This window comes from Paenibacillus sp. FSL M7-1455, from assembly GCF_038004655.1.
In the GTDB taxonomy this organism is placed as follows: domain Bacteria; phylum Bacillota; class Bacilli; order Paenibacillales; family Paenibacillaceae; genus Paenibacillus_AQ; species Paenibacillus_AQ cookii.
Genome location: NZ_JBBORO010000001.1, coordinates 502,983 through 526,439, shown reverse-complemented (window position 1 = coordinate 526,439; position 23,457 = coordinate 502,983). Strand labels below are relative to the sequence as shown.

Genomic DNA, 23,457 nt, shown 5'->3' with positions numbered 1-23,457 from the left:
CCAAATGCTTCGTTTTCCTGTACTTTTCGGAATTTTGCCACATGCCCGTCTTTTCCCGAAGCGCCGCGGGTTTGAGGCATTTTCGGTTTCGGGCGGAAGTTTGTCCGTGGTCCTTATAGCCCACACGGGTCATTTCCTTCCGGAAGGTCCGGCTATACAATGATTTCTGGGCTAAAGGAAACGTGACGGAAGGGGCGAACCTTTGTCCTTCGTGCCGTTCAGGCGTATATTTCATCGCATTTTGCAAAATCCTCTTCCCAAAGAACAACAATCCGGTGGTTTGCAAACAGGCTTTCGACACCAACGCCTTTTTGCAAATCCCCAGATCGAAGGTGATCCATTGAACACAAAAACGCGGCTGCTTTCCGGTTTGATGACGGTGATCCTTGCCGTCCTGCTGCTGTATCCCGGAACGGTTTCGTCCCATGCGTATATCGTCAAATCGTCTCCGGCCGAAAACGAGGCGCTGCAAAAGCCTCCGGCCAAAATTGACATTTATTTCAACGAGCCGCTGCAAAAGGCTTTCCACGCAATCAAAGTGACGGACTCCGCCGGCAAAACGGTCAACGCGAGCGAAAGCCGTTTTCCCGATGGGGAAAACTCGGCGCTCGAGGCCGACCTGCAGCCGAATCTTCCCAACGGCATGTATGCCGTGCAGTGGAAAGCGGTATCGGCCGACGGGCACCCCATCGAAGGAACCTATTCGTTCCGGATCGGTGAAGGCGGCAGCGGTGCGGCCGGGTCCGAAACGGTCGTGTCCGCCGGTTGGCCCGGCGCCGACCTGATCGCCGTTCGCTGGCTTATTTACAACAGCCTGGCCTTCCTTGCAGGCGTTTATTTCTACCAGCTGTACCTGCTTCCGGCCGGTGCGGGAATCCGTCCGCCGTGGTCGCGCCGAAGCTTGTGGATGATGTGGATCAGCATCGCCGTGTTCGCCGCAAGCTTCCTGATCAGTCTGCCGCTGCAAACGGGGATCGATGCCGGCGTCGGCTGGAGCGGCGTTGCGTCCGACCCTTCCCTGCTGCTCAAAATGCTGCGGATTACGAGCTTCGGCGAAGTCTGGCTGGTGCAGCTGCTGCTGCTGGCGATTCTTATCGGCCTCGCCTACGCCCTGCCGAAAATCAAGGACAAGGACAATGCCTACATCGCGGGTACGGTCGCCTTTCTGCTCGTGATGGTCCTGCTGCTGGCCAAAGCTTTTATCGGCCATCCGGCCGCCTCTTCTCAAAAAGCGCTCGGCATCGCGATGGACTTCCTTCATTTGGGCGCCGCTTCCCTGTGGCTCGGCAGCCTGCTGGCCTTCGGGGCGCTGCTGCCGAAAGAAGCGGCCCTGCCGTCCGGGGCCGAGGAACGAAAACAGGGATATTTTTCCGTGATCCGGAGATTCAGCTTATGGGGCACGGTCTTCGTGATCCTGATTCTGATCAGCGGAGTATATGCCAGCCTGCAAAACGTGCCGACGTGGTATTCGCTTTTCCACACGGCGTACGGAAAGATCCTGTACGGCAAAAGCGCCCTGCTTCTCGTCATGGTCGGCTGCGCCGCCATGAACTGGCTGCGCGGCAAAGAAGGCAAACAATCCTTGGGGGCGGGCGTGTGGTTTGAACTTACGGCAGGCGCATTGGCCTTGGTACTGGCGGCGGCCCTGACCAACATGCCTACGGCGGCTTCTTCGCCCGGGCCGGTCGACGTGCAGCAGACGCTGGAAAACAAAGCGGTCGTCGCGCTGAAAATCACTCCGAACGTAACAGGCACGAACGAATTCGAGGTGCAAATCAAAGACGGTCAAGGGCAGCCCGTGACGGCGATTCAGCAGGTGAAGCTCACGCTGACGCATCTTGACATGGACATGGGCAAATACGAAATCGTGATGCCGGGCGGCAAGCCGGAAGGCTTCAAAGCAAGCAATCTGATCACGATGGCCGGCAAATGGAACGTCCATGTGCACGTCCTGACCGACAAGCTCGAGTCCTGGGACACCGATATCGTCATTCATGTCGGTAATCATTAAGGCCATGAAATGAAAAGTTGAAAAAAATCCAAAATGCAAATAAGGAGAGAAACGATGATGAAACTGTTTAAACGTCTTCCGTTTATTGCGACCGCCGCGGCGGGATTCCTGCTCTTTTCGGGCATCGCCAGCGCGCATGTCACCGTCAAGCCGGCCGTCTCCCAGCCCGATGCCTGGGAAACCTATACGATCAAAATCCCGTCCGAAAAAGAGATCCCGACGACCAAAGTCACCTTGAAAGTGCCGGAAGGCGTCGAGCTGATGAACTATCAGCCGGTTCCGGACTGGAAAGTCGCCACCGAAAAGGACGGCTCCGGCAAAATCAGCAGCATCACCTGGGAAGCGACCGGCGCAGGCATTCAAGCCGGCGAATTCCAGCAGTTCAATTTCGTGGCCCATAATCCCGGCAAAGAAACGGAAGTCGCCTGGGATGCGTTCCAGTATTACAAAGACGGAAGCATCGTGGAATGGAGCGGCGACGAAGGCTCCGAATCCCCGCATTCGATCACGAAAATCACGACCGCTGCCGGCCAGGCGTCTGAACCGGCCGATCACGGCCACAATGCCGCGGCCGGAGGACAGCAAGAACAGACGCAAGGGAACGCGGGCAGCGCGGAAAACGCCGCTACGGCTCCCGCCGCCTCCGACAACTCGTCCTCCAGTGGCGTACAAACCGCTACGCTGGTCGTCTCGATTGCCGCGCTCGTGTTGTCCATCATTGCTCTTGTTGCCGCATTAGCCAAGAAAAAACGGTAGTTATAAGATCCGCAAAGCCCGTGCCTAGGATAGGCTCGGGCTTTTTCATGTTCACCGGAAGCGGACAAGCAGGTCGCAATATCTAGCATGATGCCTTCAGCCCGGCCATATATTGTAAAAATGTATGCGTCCACCCATTTAAGTGCGGACGCAAATATGGACGAAGGGAGGTCATCGATATGATCGAGTTTCGCAAGGTCGACAAAGCTTACGGCAGCTTTCAGGTTCTGCAAAATATCAATCTGCGGATCGAAGAAGGCGAGGTTGTCGTCATCATCGGTCCCTCCGGCTCCGGCAAAAGCACGCTGCTCCGCTGCATCAATCGCTTGGAAACGATATCCACCGGCGAGCTCGTTGTGGCCGGCACGCCGCTGCACGATAAAAAAATCGACATCAACCGGTTCCGCCGCGACATCGGCATCGTATTCCAGCATTTTAACCTGTATCCCCATAAAAAAGTGATCGACAATATCACGCTCGCTCCCATGAAGGTGCTCGGCTTAAGCAAGGCGGAGGCGGAGGAAAGAGCCCTTGCGTATTTGAAGCGGGTCGGCATCGCCGACAAGGCCGAAAGTTATCCTTCCCAGCTCTCCGGGGGCCAGCAGCAGCGGGTAGCGATTGCCAGAGGGCTCGCCATGAAGCCGAAAATCATGCTGTTCGACGAACCCACCTCCGCCCTCGATCCGGAAATGATCGGCGAAGTGCTGGACGTCATGCGGGACCTGGCCCATGAGGGCATGACGATGGTCATCGTCACGCATGAGATGGGATTTGCCCGGGAAGCCGCCGACCGGATCGTGTTCATGGACAACGGCCAAATCCTCGAGGAAGCGACGGCCGCCGATTTTTTCCGGGAACCGCGCGAGGAGCGGGCCCGGCTGTTCCTCAGCCGCCTGATCCGGCATTGATTGATCACTGTGGCTTACATATGTTTCGGGAACACGCGAAAAGAAAGGGGTAAAAACGAATGAAAAAAAGATCCTATGTCAGCCTGCTGCTGATCCTGCTTGTAACCTGCTTGGCGCTTGCCGGCTGCGGCGGCGGGAAAAAGAACGCCGAGGGAGGCACCCTGGCGGCCATCAAGGAGCGCGGCAAGGTCATCGCCGGCGTGAAATACGACACGAAGCTGTTCGGGCTGAAGGACCCGGCTACGGGCAAGGTGGAAGGTTTCGATATCGACATCGCCAAAGCGCTCGCCAAAAAGATCCTCGGCGACGAAAACAAGGTGGAGCTGAAGGAGGTTACCTCCAAAACCCGGATTCCGCTGCTGCAAAACGGCGATATCGACCTGATCATCGCGACGATGACCATCACGGAAGACCGCAAGAAGCAGGTCGACTTCAGCGATGTCTATTTTAAGGCGGGCCAATCCCTTCTCGTCAAAAAGGGCAGCCCCATCAAAGGCCTGGAGGATTTGAAAAAAGGAACCAAAGTATTGGCCGTAAAAGGTTCGACTTCGGCGAAAAACATCCGCGAAAAAGCACCGGACGCCACCGTGCTGGAATTCGAAAACTACCAGGATGCGTTCACCGCGCTGAAAGCCGGCCAAGGGGACGCCCTGACGACCGACAACGCCATTTTGCTCGGCATGCAGAAGCAGGATCCGAATTATGAGCTGGTCGGAGGCAACTTCACCGACGAGCCTTACGGCATCGCCATCAAAAAAGGGGACTCGGAATTCGTCGGCGTCGTCAACGACCTGTTGAAGGAAATGAAAGAAAGCGGCGAATACGACAAGTTATACGAGCAATGGATGGGCGTGAAACCGGAGTAAGGGACTTTGCGGCATCCATCGGAGGCTTCGGCCTCCCCCCGTCCTCCTTCGGGCTTATCTTTAGGGAAAGGAGAGTTTAAGCATGGAGGGAAAGTTCGACATTCACATCCTTTTTGACCATTGGGACCGGTTTTCCGCAGGTTTTCTGCATACGATCGGTTCCAGCGCCCTGGCCCTTGTCGGCAGCTTCATTCTCGGGACGATCATCGCCGTCATGCGCATCGCGCCGCTGAAGCCGCTGAACTGGATCGGTACCGCTTACGTCGAATTCATCCGCAACATCCCCTTGTTGCTCGTCGTGTTCGTCTTTTTCCTCGGGCTGCCGACGCTTGGCGTGCCGCTGGACGGTTTTACGTCCGGCACCCTCGGCCTGATGGTATACACCGCATCCTTCATCGCCGAGGCCATCCGCGCAGGGATCCAGTCCGTGCCATCCGGCCAGAGCGAAGCGGCCCGGGCAACGGGGCTTTCCTATATGCAGACGATGGTGCATATCATCCTGCCGCAAGCGATCAAAATCGTGCTGCCTTCAATCAGCAATCAGTTTATTAACCTGGTGAAAAACTCGTCCATTCTCGCCGTCGTCTCCGGCTTCGATTTGATGTATTATGCCGACCTGATCAATGCAGACACCTTCCTGCCGTTAACCGTCTACACGATCGTGGCTTTATTTTACCTTATCCTGACCCTGCCGCTGAGCATGGCGGTGCATTACATGGAACGGAGGTTCCGCGCCGCGGACCGTTAGACCGGGGAAACGCATCATTTTTGCGAAAGGAGGCTTAAAGCATGGATTTTGCGGGAGCGTACTCCTGGCCGAACCTTTCCTTCATTCTGCAGGGATTCGGCGTCACCCTTCTCGTGGCTACCCTTTCGATCGCGTTCAGCTTCGTGCTCGGTACGCTGCTCGGCGCCATTCGTTATGCCCGAATTCCGATCCTGTATCGTGTTTTGGCCGTCATCATCGATCTGATCCGCAATTTGCCTTTGCTGCTGATCATCTATTTCATCTATATCGTTCTTCCGTTAGTCGGGGTCAAGCTACCTCTGTTGTGGGCGGCCGTCTCGGCCCTGACCATTTTCGAAGGCGCGATGATCTCCGAAATCGTCCGCGGCGGCCTCAACTCCGTGGACCGCGGCCAGATCGAAGCCGCCCGTTCCTCCGGGCTCGGCTACATGCAGACGATGCGCTGCATCATTCTCCCGCTCGCGCTGCGCCGCATGGTGCCGCCGATCGTCAGCCAGTTCATCTCCCTGCTCAAAGATACCTCGCTTTGCGTCATTATTTTGCTTCCGGAAATGATGCACAATATACAGATCTTGCAGGGGCACAGCCCGAACTATGTCATCCCGTCCCTGCTTTTGGCCGCCGTATTGTATTTTGCGGTCAACTATACCCTATCCATCATTGCCCGGCGGTTGGAGGCCAAAACCGCATAATCCGTCCGGACGTTTCCGGCCCCCTTTTACCGTGACTCGCCCCACGGATGAATGATCCTGACAAATCGGAAAGAGGCAGCCCGTTTGCTTGCAAAGGGGTTGCCTCTTTTTTTGCATGGCGTCTTCCAGGCCTCCAAAAAAGGAAATCGAACCGCAAAAGACGAATGGATATATCCTGATCCCGATTCCGAAGGAGGAAATCATGATAAATTTCCAAAGCTGTTTAGAAAAATACGCCGAGCTGGCCGTCAAAATCGCGGTGAACATTCAGCCCGGCCAATCGCTGTGGATCAGCGCGCCGATCCATCAGCCCGAATTCGTTCGTCTGGTGACGGAGCAGGCCTATAAAGCCGGTGCCAAACTCGTCCATATCGAATGGCAGGATGAAATCAGCACGCAGATCAAATACCGCCTCGCGCCGGACGAAGCCTTTGAAACCTATCCGGCATGGAGAGCGCAAGCGGTGCAGCAGTTCGGCGAGGAAGGCGGGGCCTTTTTGTTTCTCGAATCCAGCAACCCGGAACTGCTAAAAGGCATCGATCCGAAACGGATTGCAGCGAGTTCCAAAGCCGCCGGAGCGGCGCTGGCCAAATGGAGGGCGGACATGTCCGCCAGCAGATTCACGTGGTCGATCATCGGCGTGCCGTCCGAAGGCTGGGCGAAGCTCGTATTCCCGGACCTCGATAAGGAGGCGGCGATCCAAGCGCTGTGGGAGGCGATTTTCAAGGCGTCCCGGGCCGACCGGGAGCAGCCGGTGCAGGCTTGGCGCGAGCATAATGAAACCCTTCATGACAAAAGGGCGTACCTCAACCGCAAACAATACAAAAAGCTGCATTATCGCGCCCCGGGTACCGACCTGACGGTCGAGCTTCCGGATCATCATATTTGGAACGGCGGCACCGCGGTCAACGCGCAGAACAACCCGTTTAACCCGAACGTGCCCACCGAAGAGGTGTTTACGTCGCCGCGCAAGGAAGGAACCCGCGGCGTCGTGCGCAGCTCCAAACCGCTCAGTTATCAGGGCAACCTGATCGAAAATTTCAGCCTGACGTTCGAAAACGGCAAGGTCGTCGATTTTTCCGCGGAAACGGGTTATGAATCGTTAAAAACGATGCTCGGCATCGACGAAGCCGCCCGTAATTTGGGCGAAGTGGCGCTGGTGCCGCATCGCTCCCCGATTTCCGAGTCAAATTTGATTTTTTTCAACACGTTGTACGACGAAAATGCCTCCAACCACCTGGCTCTGGGCGATGCATTCCCGACTTGCGTGGAAGGCGGATTGGCAATGTCCCGCGAAGAGCTGGACCAAGCCGGGCTGAACCACAGCCTGATTCACGTCGACTTCATGATCGGCTCGGCGGACATGGACATCGACGGCATTACCGCCGACGGCGCCATCGAGCCGGTGTTCCGGAACGGCAATTGGGCGTTTTAGTTTGAATCGATATCATCATCAAAAAAAGGCAGGAGCTCCGATCGCTTCGCCGGTCGGGCTCCTGACCCCCTTGACATCCAAGGAATGGAATTGTATGATCAGAGCAAAAATGTTAGTTGTCGCTAACTAACACAGAAGCGAGGTGATCCCGTCTGAGTACCAAAACCGAAAACACGGCCGACCGAATATTGGCAGCCACCGTCGAACTCATGTCCGAGAAAGGCTATAAAGCCGTTACGATCAAGGAAATTGCCGCCGCCGCATCCGTCAGCGAGATGACCGTTTTTCGGACGTTTGGCTCGAAAAAGGCGATTTTGGAAGCTATTTTGCAGAATTACATGTTCTCCACCCCGATCGAGCAGATCATTAGACAGAACATCACGTATGAGCTCGAGGCCGATTTATTGATGATCAGCAAACTGTACCATGACGTACTAAAAAGAGATAAAAAAATCTATTTGATTTCCGTCATGGAACGAAAAACGATGCCTGAAATCCATCGGGGCGTTCACAACAATGCCGTGAGATTCCTGAGCATCGTCACCGAATATCTCAAAACCATGCAGGAAAAGGGCAAAGTCGTTCAAGGCGACCCTGAAATCCAGGCTATGACGGTTATGAAGTTCAATTACGGGAAGTTCATCGCAAGCACGATGCTGGAAGGAATTGTCCCTGTAGTAGGGGAAGACCACATCGAAGAATCGATATCCATATTGGCCAGAGGGTTAAAGATGTAATTTTTTTTTGGATCGAATGTTAGTTACTAGTAACTAACATGTATATCATTACCATGCTCATAGAGGAGGCCTTATTTATGGACCGTTTGTGGACCAAAACGTTTATCGGATTGATGGTGACGTTGTTTTTCTTGAGTTTCGGTTTTTATATCCTGCTTCCGACGCTGCCGCTGCACATCAAGGACCTTGGGGCCGACGAAGCGCAGCTGGGACTTGTCATCGGCGGTTTTACGTTGTCCGCGGTAGTCGCCCGACCCATCGTCGGCGGACTGCTGGACCGTTATGGCCGACGTCCGTTTATCCTGGCGGGACTTATTTTGTTTGCCGTCTCGATGTTTTTGTACAACTGGGCCAGTGGACTGATACTGTTGCTGCTGCTGCGGATTTTGCACGGCTTCGGCTGGGCCCTTTCCACCACGTCGATCGGAACGTCGATCACCGACGTCATTCCGGCGGAACGCCGGGGCGAAGGCATGGGGTGGTATGGACTGTCCATGACGGTTTCGATGGCCATCGGCCCCATCGTCGGCGTGTGGATGATCGGCCATTACGCCTTTGACCGCACCATTTTGCTTGCCTCCTGCCTGTCTGCCGCCGCCATCGCGATTGCATTGTGTACCAGGGTCCCTGCCTTCCGGTCGGACCGCAAAAACAAAATGGCGTTTTTCGACAAATCCGTGCTGCCTATTTCGGCATCGATATTTTTTCTGGCGCTGACGTACGGCGGGATCACTACGTTCCTCCCCCTGTTCGCCGAATCCATTCAAGTCAATGCAGGCACGTTCTTTTTGGTTTACGCCATCGTCCTGACGATCACCCGTCCCTTTGCCGGAAAACTGGCGGATCGGTACAACGAAGGAGCCGTCGTTATCCCGGCCGTGATCATAGCAGTGATTGCGCTGGCTGTATTAAGCGTATCCACCGGTTACGTGGGCGTGATGTGTTCCGCGGTGTTGTACGGAATCGGCTTCGGATCGGCGCAGCCCACGCTGCAGACGGCAACCGTCAACCTCGTCGCCCCAACGAAAAAAGGGGTGGCCAACGCTTCCTTTTTCACCGCCATGGATCTGGGGATCGGCTTAGGGTCGATGGTGCTCGGCCTGATTTCCCAGTACCTGGGTTACCCTTTTTTGTTTGCCGCATGCGCGGTGTCCGGACTTCTTTCTTTGCTCATTTTCGCCGTTTTTGTCAGAAGAACCATACTGCGAGGAAAGGAGGAGCTGACCGGGAATAGCAGTCTTTCATCTTAGGCCCATTTTTTTTGAATAAAATGTTAGTTACAACTAACTAACATTCATTTATATTAAGGAGGAAACAAACAATGGCAAACGATCTTTTGAACATTGGAATTATCCTTGGAAGCACGCGTCCGGGGAGAGTCAGCCCCCAGGTGGGGACATGGATTTTGGACATAGCCTCTCGGCGCGGCGACGCCGTTTACGAAATCGTCGATTTGGCGGATTACCGTCTGCCGTTTTTGGGCGATCCTGCCGGCGAACAACAAATAGCCGCTTGGGCGAACAAAATATCCGCTTTGGACGCGTTCATCTTCGTGACGGCGGAATACAACCACAGCATCACGGGCGCGCTAAAAAACGCGCTGGACTGCGCGCGCACCGAATGGTACAACAAGGCAGCCGGCATCGTCAGCTACGGTTCCTCCGGCGGAACGCGCGCCGCCGAACATTTGCGCGGAATCCTCGCGGAGCTGCAGGTGGCCGACGTTCGCACGCATCCGGCGCTGAATTTGTTCACGGATTTCGAAAACTATACGGTGTTTAAGCCCGCCGATTTGCATGCATCCCATGTCAACGACATGCTGGACCAGGTGGTTCGTTGGGCAACGGCGTTAAAGACGGTCCGCAGCTGATTTGTCGTTAAAGCCCTTCCGGGTGCGGAAGGGCTTTGCTATTGTGTCGAAAAAACGGCGGTAACATCTCCCCTGCTGCGAAGGAGCTGCTTGTCGCAGCTCCTTCTTCGTTAATACAGATAGTCAGTACATCATTAATTTTGTTTTCCATTAGTGTAAATTGGCCACCAGATGTTCGAGAATTGTCTATTTTTTAGGGGCCTTAATTTTAACTTCATTTACATACCATGAATTAGAATCATTACTTTTAGTTTTCAAATCCATCACAACGTATGAGCCATTTGCTTTTTCCCAATATACCAAAGCATGTGACTTATCTGGATTTATAAGCAAGGCTGGCATATAATCGCCTACATCAAGATTATTCTTTCTCTCCTCACTATAAAAAGCGTCTAAAAAAGAAGACCGCTCTTGAGCAGAAAAAGAAGATAACTCATCTTGAAGCTGGGTGACATCTATGAACGTCCAATTTGATAAATCTAGGTCTTTACTGATTTCACTACTTGTGGCAGATGCCTTCCCTTCTTCACTTCGTTGAGTTTCTAGTATTATTTCCCTTCCTTTATTCCATGATTGAGTTAAACGGTCTTGAACTGATTTCGCAATATCTTGGTGTTCCGAGCCTATAGTTGGAAAAAGAGAAGAAAGAACACCACTTGCATAGACACTTGTACCAGTTATCAAAATGAAAATGACAAATGTAAGGAGTATAACTTTTCTATTCAGCTTTATCATTAGTTAACACCTCTTCAAAAATTGAGTTAGTTAGTTTAAATAATAACTTGTTTCTCCAGCATCAGTCCAATCACTACCATTCCAGTAGTAGCCTCCTATTCGCCCAGACCATGTCATTGTATATAAGCCTGATTGACTATGCGTTTTATCCGAAATAAGAGCAGCGGCACTTTTATCAAGGTAGTAATTGTTACTTTCATCCTGCTTCGATCCAAGAAAAGTACCATTTCTATATAGCTCAAAATATGCTCTAATTGGACCTGGGACGAAATCATAACCAGCAAAAACAACAACTCCGCCTTGTAAGTACCCTCCTGTTTGATTCATACTAGCATCTGCGGTCGCTCCCGAACCTGCTGATACCGATGATACTGAAGTCAACATGGTGCCTAAAATTGTGAGTGATAGGATGCCCAAAAACTTAGTTTTAAATTTTTTTGAGGCCTTCATTAAATACTCCTCCTTTTTTTGGTTTATATAATATAAACAACTAATTAAATATAAAGTTACACATTATTCCCATAAATATATACAAAACCCAACATAGTATAGTCCCGCTATGGTCGATTTCACAACACTGACTGCCGCAACATATCCTTCCTTCGCTGCAATCATCCTCTTTATCCGTCCTTCAGTTGGAATGTAGTCCGTTTTGTTTAATTTTGGATGGACTTTTAAAAGTTTTTAAATATTTATTCAAAATTCAATACGGAAACATCTCCTCTGTTACGTACGTCTATAATCATGAACAATCTCCACATGGTTGCGTCATCGCCGATGATAAATTTTCATATTCCCGTTTTTTTCATTCCAAATCGTAAAAGGAGAACACGTGATGAACAAATCCAAAAGCATCGCCCTGTTGTTGTCTGCCTGGCTCGCATTCGGCAGCGTTTCCGCTTACGCGGCTGAAAGCACCGCCCCGGAGCCTTTAAGCAAGGCGTTCGACCACATCGTGATCATCCCGCAAAACTTTCAAGGAAAAGCCTATATTAACGGGCAAATGGCCGACTACTTCAGCGATTACCGTATCGTTCAGCGCGAAGGACGCGTGTACGTCCCGATCCGCTTAATGAGCACGCTCGCCAGTGAGCTGGACAAGGGCCAAGGAACTTGGCAGGCCATCTGGCAGCCGAAAAGTCCCGACGACGTCATGCTGGTGAACTACGAGTTAAAAAAGACCATCAAGCTGAAAGTGAACAGCACCACGATGAAGATCAACAACGAACCCCGCGAGATGGACGCCGCGCCGCAAAAAATAGACGGCCAGATCATGCTTCCTTTAAAAAGCATTGCCGAAGCGCTCGGGAAAAACATTCAATGGTCCGACGGACTTCTCCTGATGGGCAGCGCTACCGTCGATTTGCAGGATACGCAGTCTGCAGCCCTCAAAGACCGCATCAAAACGCAGCTATCCGATCCGCGGAAGCCCTTGGAAATGTCGGCGGACATCTCGCCGTTAACCCGGTATGGAAATACAACTTACTATATCAAACGAACATATACCAAGAACAATACGATCGAGCAAATTTTCAAAAAAACGGACGGGCAAAAAGAGGTTCAGATCCAGCTGCCCGGGAAACCGCAGATAACATCGCTTCAAGTCCTTAACGGCAAGCTTTATTATGCGACATACATCACAAATAACCAGGCCGAACTGCATGCACTGGACTTAAAAACCCAGAAATCGCAAAAAGTTAGTTCGCTGAAGCCGATGGGACCGGATCAAGGGCTTTTTCTGGGTAGCGTCGAATCGATCGATAACGATTTGTTTGTCACATTGAATAACGGGGAACTCACTTTGGGCCGGGTGGACTTGTACAAAGTCGAAAAAGGCGCGTTAAAACCGGTAGCCGGTGCCAAAAGTTTTGCCGGATACGTGAAGTCCGGGGATTATCTGTACAAAGCCAACTTTAATTTCATGACCGACATGTCAGGCAATTTGGCTCGCGTCAACCTGAAAACGGGGGAACAAAAGCCGGTCGGCCAGCCGGAGTTTGCTTACGGGGTTAACCGGATGCTTAGCCCGGATGGCGGAATAGGTTATGCATCGAACAACACCATGTACGTGAAAGACGGCTACCTGTATACGTTAGGTTATAAAGAAGCCGATCCGAACGACCAAAGCGCGGTGTACAAAATCAACCCGACAGACTCGACCCAAACGAAACTGACGCCTCCGGCCAGCCGCTTTTGGATGATCGGCAGCGAAGTTTATTATATCGACGCCGAATCGGGTTACCTGAGCAAAACCAACCTGAACGGAGCAACCCCCGAAACCGTTGTGACTAGAAAAATGCTGAACGTTCAATTTGCTAACGGAAGCTTTTATTACACCTCAAATGAGGCAGGCAAGGATACCATCCCGGGGAACTTGTATCAATACGACCCGTCGGCGGGAAAAGAATTCAAACGAAGCGATAAAACGGTCACATCATTTTACGCGGGCAAAACAGGCCTGTATTATGTATCGAACGGGTATGAACCCGGATTGTACAAGGTCGATGCCAAAGGCGGCAACGTCCGATTGGTGAACGACCGCATTCGCGACGGCTTCCTGACGGATGAGGGCATGATCTATAAGCTGGTCTACAAAGATGGAATTTACTTCGTAAAATAACGGATAACCCCGGAACAGCGACGACGTGAAATCCCGTCCGAAATAAGGTATGATGATTGGCAAACAAGCGAATGCCCCGCAAAGGAGTGCCGGTTCATGTATGAGCTGAAAACGAAGGAAACCGAAAACAGCGTCATCGAATTCATCGAGCAAATCGACCACCCCGGCAAACGCGAAGATGCGTATAAGCTGCTGGATATTTTTACGGAAACGACGGGTGATCCGGCCAAAATGTGGGGACCCGGCATCATCGGCTTTGGTTCGTACCATTACAAATACGCTTCGGGCCATGAGGGCGATGCGCCGCTCGTCTCGTTTTCCCCGCGCAAAGCGAAAATCAGCCTGTATTTCGCCCCGGGAGACGACCAGCGCGAGGCGCTGCTCAAGGATTTTGGAAAACATACGTCAGGCAAAGGCTGCGTCTACATCAACAAGGTGGCGGACATCGACGTAGAGATTCTGAAGGAGCTGATTCGCCAGTCGGTGAAGTTTTTGCGGGAAACGTATCCTGGTGGAGAGTGAATGAGAAGTTTGTATGGATGAAAAAAGGGCGCTGGCGGCGTCCCCGTAGGTGAGCGTCAGCTTCGCGCCTTCCGTCGAAATCTCCGTCAGCAGGCTGCCGGCATACGACAGCTGAACGGTATTCCCGTTGGCATCGGCGATCCGCAGCAGCTTGCCGTCTTTCCGGTAAGTGTATTTCCACTTCTGCGGCGTCTCCTGCGTGAAGGTGCCGTCCGGTTGTTGGACGAGCGTATCGTACTGGCCGTCCATGCCTTGATAACGTCCGCCGCCGATCGGCTCAAAGCGGAAGCTTGCGCCTTCCGGTGACACGGCGTACAGGATTCCGCCTTCGCGGAATTCCAGCTTCCGTTCGTACGTATGATGCCATCCGACCCCGAAATCCCCGTCGTATCTGTCGCGGCTGTGGTAGGTAAGGGTCATGTCGAGCGGCATCAACGCCGGGACGTCGATATTCGTTTGATAAAAAGTGAAATCCCCTGTTGCAAGGTTGATCGGGTCAAACGCGGCGGCAAGCGGAAATCCGTTGCGGTTCGCGAATTCCTCCTGAATTCTCTCGTCGTCATCCCTGCCGATTTCGCCGGCTTGCCGCGGATTCAGAATGAGCAGGTTGATGTCCTTTTCGAGGGTCCCGTAACAAACCTGGCCGCTGCAATCCTGCACGGGGAAGCCGTTAAATTCGGCGATGTCGGCAATCTTCTGAACGATGGCGTCCTTTTCGATGACATTATAATAATAGCTGGCGACGACCGCCCAATTGACGCCCCATGAAGGCGTTTTATAACGCAGCACGCTGAGCGTGTCCGACGCATTCGAACGCTTTTTGTCCAGATCCCTCGTCGCAAACGCCTGAATTTCAGCAATTTCGTATGCCGGGAGTTTGACCTTGATCTCCCACTCGCCGACGTATTTCTGCGGCTTGTTGTCGGCTCTTTCGGGAAAATCGGTAAAATAGGTTTTGTCCACCGCGATTTTTTTCGCCCAATCCGATGCGAGCGGACGAACCGGAATTCCCGAAGCGAGCGTGTCCACTTTGCTGTCGTCTACGGTCGTGTCGTCGCCCACCCGGCGGATCCGTTTCATCTTCAGCTCGACCTTGGTGCCGATTTCCGCGATTCCGCGGATGACATGCTCCTCGCTTGCCGGATCGGGCACGATTTCCATGCCCTTTGGCGCCGGCGGATTGGCGTTCGAAATTTGGACTTCGCCCGCTTTTCCGTTTTTCGGAAACCGTTTCGGCGTCACTTTAATCTCATATTTGCCTTCCGCCGCAGGCTTTCCGTTGACTTTTCCGTCCCATACGTACTTGTTTTTATTCAGGGTCGGATAGGTTCCTTCGTGCAGTACGGCAACGGTAGAACCGTTTTGTTCCAGACTGATGACCGTTTCATGCGACTGCTGCGTCGTATCGTTCGGATCGGGATTGTCGAAGCTGAAACTGACCTCCGTCTGTCCTCCGTACACGGAACTAAAAGAATACGGGTCGATTTGCAGCGACGTTTCCGCAAAAGCTTTCGGCAATTGCTGGGACGGGAACAAAGGAAACCCAGCGATCAAAATAATGAACGCCAGCAGCGTTTTGCCGACGGTCCCAAGCTTGTCGAAGCAGCCCTTTAGCGCCCGGGGTTTCAGCCGATTAATCATGGAACACCACTCCCTTCATCGCCAGCCAGCGGTAAATGACCATTGCGGCCTCGGCCCGTGTCGATGTTGCTCCCGGATTCAGACGATCCCCGTCGCCCTTGATCAACCCGCTTTGAATCGCGGCCTGTACGGACGGCTTGGCCCAATCCCGAACCGATCCGGCGTCCTTGTATCCGGCGAGGAGATCGCTTTGTTCGTCTTTACGAAGGCCTGCCGCATTCGCCAGCATGACCATCATTTCCGCCCGGGTGATCGGCGCGTTCGGCTTGAACAGGCCGCCTTCATACCCTTTGATCCATCCCGCTGCCGCCGCCTGCTCGACCGAGTCGGCCGCCCAATGCCCCTCAGGGACGTCGCGGAAGGAGCGGCGATTCTCAGGCTGCTGCGCATCCAGTCCGGCGGCTTGAACGAGCATCTTGGCGAATTGGGCGCGCGTCACCGGCTGCCCGGGCGCAAACGCTCCGTTTTCCATGCCGTTCACGATCCACCGGGAGGCCAGCACTTCCACTTCCGCTTTCGCCCAATGGCCGTTCATGTCCTTAAAGGATGGCGCATACAGGAAAATGCCGTATAAACCCGGCTCTTGAACCTTCGCGCGTACCGTTTTCCATAACGCGTCGACCGTTCCCCCGCTGTATACCCAGCGTCCCGCGCTTTCGTCAAAGCGGTAAATGCCTGCGCGGTTTGCCGCATCGGCATGTTTCAGCGGCTCATCCAGCTGGAAGGTTAGCGCAGCGGATTTCAAAGGTTTCGTGTCCGCGGTCCACTTCCACGCCACGCCAGTCCAGGTCATGCCGCTCGCGAGACGGTCGGACGGAAGGCTGCCGATTTTTTCAAGCGTAATCCGGGTATCGGAAGCGAACGCTCCCTGGCCGAATTCAAGCTGGAACGCTTGCCCCTTCGCCGCCACGCCTCCTTTCGGCCCGATAACGATGCCATCAGCCGGTATGCTTCCGGTTCCGCTGCCGTTTGCCGGCGTGGCTTCCGTTTTTTCGGTCCGGATAATATTACGGCTAACCAACGTTCCGTTGTTGACGAATGTCAACTTCTCCCCGTTAAAGCCGATGAAAGCGGTAGGTTTTGTCAGGCCCAAACTGAAGATTTGCCCGCTTTTCAGATCGGCCGCCCGCATGATCGCCGCATCGCCGGAAGCTTCCAGCCAAACGGCCGTTCCGCGGGAAACGCTCATTTCTTTATACTCGCGTTGCCCTTCCTTGGCCGGCTTCGTCAGATCGACCGGTTGCGGGCTGTTGCTGCTCATATCTATGTAGACGTATTTCCCGTTTCCGTCCAAATCTTTTTGTTTCCACAAAATTTCTTCGCCGTTAAATACAAAACGCTCCACATATTCGGTATATGGCAGGTCGACGATTTTGTTGTGTTTGCCCGCGGCAACGTTATATTCGTATAAATCTCCGTCTTCGCCGCCTTTGTAGACAACGCGTCCGTTTTTTATCACAGGATCCCGGCCTCGCCCCAAATCGGTTAACTCTCCAGTTGCCAAGTTGTACAAGGTCATCGTATAGGAAGGAAACGTCTGCCAGACCACGAAATCGCCGTCCGCCAGCGGCGCGCTGTTTTGTCCCGTATTTTTGTTCAGCTTGGTTTCGGTTTTCGTGCTGACATTGTAGCTGTATACGTCCCAGTTCAAATTATCGTCGGTGCCGCTGTCATTCCGCTTATCGATCCAAACGACGACCGCTTCCCCTTTGCCGTTGATCCCGACGGAAGGAGAATCGGTCAATTTTCCATGGGTCGTAATCGCTTGGCTTTGTCCGGTTTTCGTATTCCCGTAAAAAATTTGCCCTTTCAGCTTGGCGCTGTTTCCGCGCCACACCGCATGTTCGCCCGAAATCCGGATGTTGGCGCCGCTAATCGATAACGGGGACGTTTCGTCCTGGTAGGTGAACACGGTTTCCGCTGAGATCCGCTGTACCTCCGGAATGACTCCCCCCAGCAGTCCTGCCGCAAGCAGAGCTGTCATCCATTTTTTAGTGCTACCCCTCATGTTTTTCCTCCTTGAGACAGCAAAAAACCAAGCACCATGAGCAACCCGGCTGTCAGTCCATGACCGTAGTCCACCACGCAAGCCATCTTGAACTGAAAAAAGGCCAGGAGCCGGTTTTTTTGAAAACAACCGTTTATGCAACATTTTGCGTTAACGTCCCGTCTGGAACGGTGAAAGGCATGCATCATTTTCCAATGAAAGGTTTGGCAAAAGTATTTCGGAAATGAGCAGCCGACTGGTAACCAAAACGTTCGTACAAGCTCACGCCTATAGGAGGAATGACAGATGAATAAAATGTACAAAGTGCTCGCGACCGCATCCATTTTGGCTCTGGCAGCCATGCCGGTGGCGGCAAACGCGCAGCAGCTCCCAGCCCAAGCGGTACAAAAAGGAAACGCCAACAAGCAAACCGACGTCAAAAACGTTCCGGCAACCTGGGGACAAATCACGAATTTCGTGCACGACAAATCGGATAAATTCATTACCGTGACCGGACGCGGACTTGCGCCGACCGATCAGGACGAAATCATCCTGGCCATTACGCCCAAAACGAAATTCATCGACGCCAAAGGAAAAACCGTTCCTCTGCAAAAAATCATCGACGGGCACAAAACCGTCAAAGCTTTCTACAGCCCGAACATTACAAAAAGCATTCCAGCCCGCGGAACCGCGCTGACGCTGGTCGTTCAGGACCAAAGCTTCTCGGCTATCGACGGTAAGGTAACCGAGGTTAGAGACGGCCGCATTTTGGTAAAAGGCACCGATGTTTACGACAAACACGACGAGGAAATTTGGCTGCATTTCGCGGATAAAGCGACGATCATCGATCAAAACCGCAAAACGATTGCCGCCGGAGACATCAAAGAAGGCATGAGCGTGAGGGCATTTTACGGTCCGGCCGTCGCGATGAGCCTTCCGCCGCAATCCGGAACGAATTACGTGATCGTGAACACGAACATGGAAGACGTCAATCCCGGGGAGGTTAACGAGCTGACGGCAGGAACCGCAGGCGTCATTACCGACCAAAAAGACGGCCAAATCACGGTCATCGGCCAACCGCTGGAAAAAGGCGGCGTCAACTATGTCGTGTTGTCCATCGACGACAAAACGCAAATCGTCGATGAAGACGGCAACAAACTGACCAAGGATGCGCTCAAAACGAGCGGCCATGTGGAAGCGACCTACGGCGCCGTCATGACGCTGATGTATCCCGCCCACACCCATGCGGACAAAATCGTGGTGAAAAAAGCGGAGTCCGTCAAAATTGAAGGCACGGTCATGCCGTCCGACCGCACATCCAAAGATCAAGTGTACGTGAACGTCGGTTCCGACGATTCCACGGCAAACGACGTCATCCTGAACATTTCGAAGGAAACAACGATCATCCCTGCACTGGGCGGCGACACGGCGCTCCGCGCCGGAACGAAAATCGTCGCGTTCCATTCGCCGGTCATGACCAAATCGCTGCCGGGCATCACAAGCGCCGAGGTCGTGATCGTGACGTCGGACAAAGATGCGGTGCAGCCTAAATAAGCAGCATCATCAACGCACGAAAACCCGGCCGATTCATCAAAAGAATCGGCCGGGTTTTTTGGCGTGCAGCGGACTTGAGGGAACAGACCGTATGCGGACATAACCAGCGGTCGTTCGTCCATAGCTCCCGATTCCGCTGCAACAAAAAGACAGCCGATCATCATGACGGCCGCCTTCCCGAATTGTGCTTCACTATGAAATTCGCCGGTTGGATTCCCTGAACTATATCTTCGTAATCATCCACGTCACGCCGAACCGGTCAATGACCTCTCCATAATAAGCACCCCAAGGCTGAAGGGCAAAAGGATATTTGCTTTCCCCGCCTTCGCTCAGCTTGGCATAGGCGGCTCTGGCTTCGGTCTCATTGTTATTGTTATAGGTTAAAGAAAGACTGACGCTGCGGTTATACATAACCGGTTCAAACGCATCGGACAGCATAAGCGAATTCGTTCCCGCCACGGTCAACGCCAAGTGCATTACTTTATCCTTCATCGCCTCAGGGGCTCCGGACGCATCCCCGTATGTGTTCATAAACCGAATTTCCCCGCCGAGAGATTCGATGTAAAAATTCGCCTGGCTTTTTGCATCCTTCGACATCAGATAAGCGTTCATTTGTGCTCCCATTATGTTCAACAACCTTTCGCCTGTTTTTTGTCCTTACATCACTACGACGAATGCATATCGGCGAAATCGACACACCCGCAAAAAATATTTTAAAAAAGTTTATTATAAAAAAAGACACCCGGCTTTCGGCCAGGTGTTGCATGGAATCGGCGCGAGCTCGCGCCTTCCTATTTATTTTCCAGCTTCGTCTCCTCTACTCTTTTCAGCGCCGCATCGTACGTGTCGATCAGCTTTTGCACGCCGAGCCCGTTGATTTCTTTTACGTATTGGTCCCATTCGTTTAAGCCTCTTGTGCCGAGGACGAATTTCGAAAAGTTTTCCTCCCTATATTTTTTCACGGCCTGCCCCGTGACCGAAAGCACCTCGTTTTCCTCGTCCGTAAACGCCGGTTTCGGCTGCATCGCGGGCGGATCGTATTTGACGGCTTCCTCGTAAGCCTTTTTCAAATCCGGCGAAAACAGCGACAGATGCGCGTTAAAATCGATCCAGGTATACGTGCCGCTCGTCTGCAGCCCGGTCTGCTTCCGCATTTCCGTCACGTCGGTGAACTCGGGTTTGAATTTTTTCTGCCCGTTTTCCTCTGTGTACGTTTCGCCTTCCTTGCCCCAGCTGCTTAACGTCCGCCCTTCTTCGCTGTAGAAAAAGTCCATGTATTTCATGATGTCGTCTTTATGCTTAGAGGTCGACGCAACCGTCAAACCGCCCTCCAGGTAGTGGAAATAAGGATTCTGCGGTTTCATGCCCGGCAGCCCGGCCGGCGGCGCCATAAATTGCAGGCTGTATTCCGGATTGTCCTTGCGCATGGCGTTGTTGAAAAAGTCGACGCGGCTGATATAGTCGATCGTAATGAACGACTGGCCGGTGGACATGACGTCCTGCCACTGCTTCGTCTGGATCGAGAGGAAATCCGGCGGAATCAGTCCCTCCTTGTAGAAGGTGTGCCACATGCCGACCATCGCCTTGTAGTTGTCCTCCGTCGGGCCGAACTTCCATTTTTTCTCGTCAAAGTTGTAATAGACGTCCGTGCCGCTGCCGAAGTTGGTCGTCAAATTCGCCATCATTTCATCCGGGATTTGGCCGAAGCGCATGGAAAGCGGATAGCTTTCCGGATAAAGCTCCTTCAGTTTTTTGAGGACTTGATGCAGCTCTTCGTACGTTTTGGGAACGGCAAGGTTATGCTTTTTGAAAACATCCTCGCGGTAGAGCCAGATCATCCGGTTCGTTTCCCCGAAGCCCTGGTTCGGGAACATATACATTTTGCCGTCGGCGGACAGCGCCGCTTTCGCTTCTTCCGGATATTGCTCCATCCATTTTTTCAGGTTCGGCATTTGGTCGACATGATCCAAAATGTTTTCCAAAGCCCCCTGATCGCCGTATTTGTTGGAGTCGCGGCGGCTCGACATATACATCAGGTCCGGCAGGTTGCCCGAGGCCATGACCAGGTTGAGCGTATCGCTCAGCTTGCCGGACGGCGTTTCGACGTTTAACGTCACGCCCGTTTGGTCTTTGATCCATTTCCAAATCGGCCAATCCTTGCTGTACGGAAACGTCGCGTTGTTATCCAGAAGCGCCGTGAGCGTGACCTCGTTTTTCGGCTTCGCCGCAGGAGCGTTCCCGCCTTTAGGCTCCGCGGCCGGAGTTTCCTTTCCCGTGCCCGAAGTGCAGCCGGCCGCCGCAAGCATCAATACGAGCAGCGCCGCCAAAATCGCATACGACCGTTTTTTGCCCATGTACATCCCCCTTGAATTCTTTTTTCGTTCCGAAAGCAAAAGCCATGGATGTCAGCCTTTGACCGCGCCGATCATGGAACCCTTTACGAAATATTTTTGCACGAAAGGATACAGGATCAAAATCGGCAGCGTCGAGACCATGATCGTGGCGTATTTGAGCGAATCCTCGACCACCAGGTTATCCCCGCCGATCTGCGTGACCTGCCCGGAGCTGACGCTGCCGGCAAGGACGAGATTGCGCAGCAGCACCTGCAGCGGAAACAGCTCCTGACTCCGCAAATAGAGGAGCGGATACAGAAAGTTATTCCAGATGCCGACGGCGTAAAACAGCGAGATGGTGGCAAACACCGGTTTGGACAACGGCACGATGATCCGGAAAAAGATCCCGATATCGTTCAGGCCGTCCATCCGCCCCGATTCCTCCAGCTCTTTCGGAATGCCGCTGAAAAACGTCCGCATCAGGATCAAATTCCAGGTGCTGACCGCGCCGGGTAACACCATACCCCAGATGGTGTCCACCAATCCCAGCGAACGCACGACCAGAAACGTCGGAATCATGCCGCCGCCGAAAAACATCGTAAACACGATTAAAACCGTAAAACCTTTATGAAACGTCATGTCCTTGCGCGACAGGGCGTACGCCCCCATCGAAGTCACCAGCATGGCAATCGCCGTGCCGAGCACCGTATAAAGAATTGTATTCCGGTACGACGTCCAAATTTTCGGATCGCCAAGGACCAGCTCATACATCCGAAAATTCCAGCCTTTCGGCCAGAGCGTGACTTCGCCTTTCATCACGTATACGTCTTCGCTCAGCGATACCGCGAGCATATACACGAAAGGATACAGCATCACGGTGGCAACCAGCAGCATGATGAGCGTATTGACGACCGTGAAGACGCTGATGCGGCGCCGGCCGCGCCCCAAAGTTACCATATGCTCGTTCCTCCCAACCGCCGGCTGATGTAATTGGCCGAAAAGATAAAAATAAAGCTGATGACGCCCATAAACAGGTCGATCGCCGAGGCGTAGCTGAAATTGCCCTGCTCCATGCCGACCCGGTACACATAGGTGCTGATAATGTCGGCCGTGCTGTAGACGGCGGGATTGTACATCAGGAACACCTTTTCGAACCCGATTTCCAGCACCTTGCCGATGTCCAGGATCAAAATGATCATAATCGTCGGCGCGATCCCCGGCAGAGTCACATGCCACAGCTTTCTCCACCTGCCCGCGCCGTCGATGCCAGCCGCCTCGTACAGCTGCGGGTCCACCGCCGTCAGCGCCGCCAGGAAAATGATCGTCTCCCAGCCGATATGCTGCCAAATTTCCGACAGGACGTAAATCGGCCGGAACAGCCCCGGCTCCATCATGAAATTGATCGGCGTCCCGCCCAGCGCGGTAATGGCATGATTGACGATGCCTCCCGTCGGCGACAGGAACATGATGACCATGCTGGCCACGATGACGTTGGAAATAAAATGCGGCAAATAGCTGAACGTCTGCACCCATCGTTTGAAGATGGCGTTTCGGACCTCGTTCATCAGCAGCGCGAGAATGATCGGCGCCGGAAACCCGAAGATCAGCTTGTAAAGCCCCAGCAAAAACGTGTTTTTCATCAACACCCAAAAGTCCGGGTTGCTGAAAAACATCCGGTAATACTTTAAGCCAACCCAATCGCTCGCCCAGATGCCTTTAAAGACGTTGTAGTTTTTGAACGTGATGACCAGTCCGAACATCGGCGCGTATTTGAACACCGCATAATAGATCAGGCAGGGCAAAAACAGCAGCCATAAATATTTGCTCCGCCGGAATGCCCGCGCGATTCGCCCCCTTTCCGGGCGGGCGCGGGAGCGTCCTTTTAATACTGTACCGGCTTTCGGCAAATTCGTTTCCGCCGTTTTCATGTCCCTTCCGCACCCCCTTTTCGCCAATTCGTTTTTCTTTTTGCCTTTCCTGTACCGACAGCATAACGGATGCCCCTGCGGAAAATAAATCGGCAAGTTTGCGGCCCCATCCCC

Annotated in this window: 21 protein-coding genes; 13 read left to right on the top strand and 8 right to left on the bottom strand. The window is 53.1% G+C overall.

The features are described 5' to 3' along the window. Window positions 1-340: 340 nt before the first annotated feature. The 10 genes from NYE48_RS02245 (at window position 341) to NYE48_RS02200 (ending at window position 10,023) form a co-directional block, all read left to right on the top strand. Window positions 341-2,011: a copper resistance CopC/CopD family protein gene (locus tag NYE48_RS02245; RefSeq protein WP_340996633.1), complete on the top strand. Its 1,671-nt coding sequence runs from the start codon at window positions 341-343 to the stop codon at window positions 2,009-2,011. Window positions 2,012-2,065: 54 nt separating this feature from the next. After that, a complete protein-coding gene (locus tag NYE48_RS02240; RefSeq protein ID WP_340996631.1) occupies window positions 2,066-2,767 on the top strand; it encodes a YcnI family copper-binding membrane protein in 702 nt (233 codons plus the stop codon). A 179-nt stretch (window positions 2,768-2,946) separates the two neighbouring features. Next, window positions 2,947-3,675, top strand: a complete 729-nt coding sequence (locus tag NYE48_RS02235; protein WP_340996630.1) for an amino acid ABC transporter ATP-binding protein — start codon at window positions 2,947-2,949, stop codon at window positions 3,673-3,675. 59 nt (window positions 3,676-3,734) lie between these two features. Continuing rightward, complete coding sequence (locus NYE48_RS02230) at window positions 3,735-4,541, top strand: ABC transporter substrate-binding protein (protein WP_212948666.1); 807 nt, start codon at window positions 3,735-3,737, stop codon at window positions 4,539-4,541. Between the two features lie 82 nt (window positions 4,542-4,623). Continuing rightward, window positions 4,624-5,289 carry an amino acid ABC transporter permease gene (locus NYE48_RS02225; RefSeq protein ID WP_212948664.1) on the top strand — a complete coding sequence of 222 codons (666 nt, stop codon included), beginning with the start codon at window positions 4,624-4,626 and terminating at the stop codon, window positions 5,287-5,289. Between the two features lie 41 nt (window positions 5,290-5,330). Next, window positions 5,331-5,981 carry an amino acid ABC transporter permease gene (locus NYE48_RS02220; protein ID WP_036713436.1) on the top strand — a complete coding sequence of 217 codons (651 nt, stop codon included), beginning with the start codon at window positions 5,331-5,333 and terminating at the stop codon, window positions 5,979-5,981. 202 nt (window positions 5,982-6,183) lie between these two features. Further along, window positions 6,184-7,416 carry an aminopeptidase gene (locus tag NYE48_RS02215; protein ID WP_340996623.1) on the top strand — a complete coding sequence of 411 codons (1,233 nt, stop codon included), beginning with the start codon at window positions 6,184-6,186 and terminating at the stop codon, window positions 7,414-7,416. A 188-nt stretch (window positions 7,417-7,604) separates the two neighbouring features. Next, entirely contained in the window at window positions 7,605-8,153 is a 549-nt protein-coding gene (locus NYE48_RS02210; RefSeq protein ID WP_340996622.1) for a TetR/AcrR family transcriptional regulator, read from the top strand. Between the two features lie 77 nt (window positions 8,154-8,230). Beyond that, on the top strand, window positions 8,231-9,403 hold the full coding sequence (locus NYE48_RS02205; protein ID WP_212948659.1) for an MFS transporter: 1,173 nt from the start codon (window positions 8,231-8,233) through the stop codon (window positions 9,401-9,403). 71 nt (window positions 9,404-9,474) lie between these two features. Then, window positions 9,475-10,023, top strand: a complete 549-nt coding sequence (locus NYE48_RS02200; protein WP_340996620.1) for an NADPH-dependent FMN reductase — start codon at window positions 9,475-9,477, stop codon at window positions 10,021-10,023. A 186-nt stretch (window positions 10,024-10,209) separates the two neighbouring features. On the opposite strand, the gene NYE48_RS02195 is transcribed toward NYE48_RS02200, so the two are convergent. Further along, complete coding sequence (locus NYE48_RS02195; protein WP_212948657.1) at window positions 10,210-10,758, bottom strand: hypothetical protein; 549 nt, start codon at window positions 10,756-10,758, stop codon at window positions 10,210-10,212. Window positions 10,759-10,788: 30 nt separating this feature from the next. Continuing rightward, window positions 10,789-11,208 (bottom strand): hypothetical protein, encoded by a 420-nt coding sequence (locus tag NYE48_RS02190; RefSeq protein WP_340996617.1) that lies wholly within the window; start codon window positions 11,206-11,208, stop codon window positions 10,789-10,791. Window positions 11,209-11,593: 385 nt separating this feature from the next. Between NYE48_RS02190 and NYE48_RS02185 the strand changes: the two genes are divergently transcribed. After that, a complete protein-coding gene (locus NYE48_RS02185; RefSeq protein ID WP_212948654.1) occupies window positions 11,594-13,378 on the top strand; it encodes a DUF5050 domain-containing protein in 1,785 nt (594 codons plus the stop codon). A 96-nt stretch (window positions 13,379-13,474) separates the two neighbouring features. Further along, window positions 13,475-13,900 carry a DUF1801 domain-containing protein gene (locus tag NYE48_RS02180; RefSeq protein WP_340996615.1) on the top strand — a complete coding sequence of 142 codons (426 nt, stop codon included), beginning with the start codon at window positions 13,475-13,477 and terminating at the stop codon, window positions 13,898-13,900. On the opposite strand, the gene NYE48_RS02175 is transcribed toward NYE48_RS02180, so the two are convergent. Together NYE48_RS02175 and NYE48_RS02170 are read right to left on the bottom strand one after the other, a co-directional pair. Continuing rightward, entirely contained in the window at window positions 13,784-15,541 is a 1,758-nt protein-coding gene (locus NYE48_RS02175) for a DUF6531 domain-containing protein (protein WP_340996614.1), read from the bottom strand. The two genes, NYE48_RS02180 and NYE48_RS02175, sit on opposite strands and share 117 nt — an antisense overlap. Next, on the bottom strand, window positions 15,534-17,549 hold the full coding sequence (locus NYE48_RS02170) for an S-layer homology domain-containing protein (protein WP_340996613.1): 2,016 nt from the start codon (window positions 17,547-17,549) through the stop codon (window positions 15,534-15,536). Before NYE48_RS02170 ends, NYE48_RS02175 begins: the two co-directional genes overlap by 8 nt. 285 nt (window positions 17,550-17,834) lie before the next feature. Between NYE48_RS02170 and NYE48_RS02165 the strand changes: the two genes are divergently transcribed. Continuing rightward, on the top strand, window positions 17,835-19,082 hold the full coding sequence (locus NYE48_RS02165; protein WP_340996611.1) for a peptidase: 1,248 nt from the start codon (window positions 17,835-17,837) through the stop codon (window positions 19,080-19,082). Between the two features lie 222 nt (window positions 19,083-19,304). Here NYE48_RS02165 and NYE48_RS02160 read toward each other — a convergent pair whose 3' ends face one another. From NYE48_RS02160 to NYE48_RS02145, 4 genes are all read right to left on the bottom strand, one after another. Then, window positions 19,305-19,694, bottom strand: a complete 390-nt coding sequence (locus tag NYE48_RS02160) for a VOC family protein (RefSeq protein WP_340996609.1) — start codon at window positions 19,692-19,694, stop codon at window positions 19,305-19,307. 179 nt (window positions 19,695-19,873) lie between these two features. Then, window positions 19,874-21,436, bottom strand: a complete 1,563-nt coding sequence (locus tag NYE48_RS02155) for an extracellular solute-binding protein (protein ID WP_340996606.1) — start codon at window positions 21,434-21,436, stop codon at window positions 19,874-19,876. Between the two features lie 51 nt (window positions 21,437-21,487). After that, window positions 21,488-22,372 (bottom strand): carbohydrate ABC transporter permease, encoded by an 885-nt coding sequence (locus NYE48_RS02150; RefSeq protein ID WP_340996605.1) that lies wholly within the window; start codon window positions 22,370-22,372, stop codon window positions 21,488-21,490. Then, a complete protein-coding gene (locus NYE48_RS02145) occupies window positions 22,366-23,343 on the bottom strand; it encodes an ABC transporter permease (protein WP_340996603.1) in 978 nt (325 codons plus the stop codon). Before NYE48_RS02145 ends, NYE48_RS02150 begins: the two co-directional genes overlap by 7 nt. Window positions 23,344-23,457 lie beyond the last annotated feature (114 nt).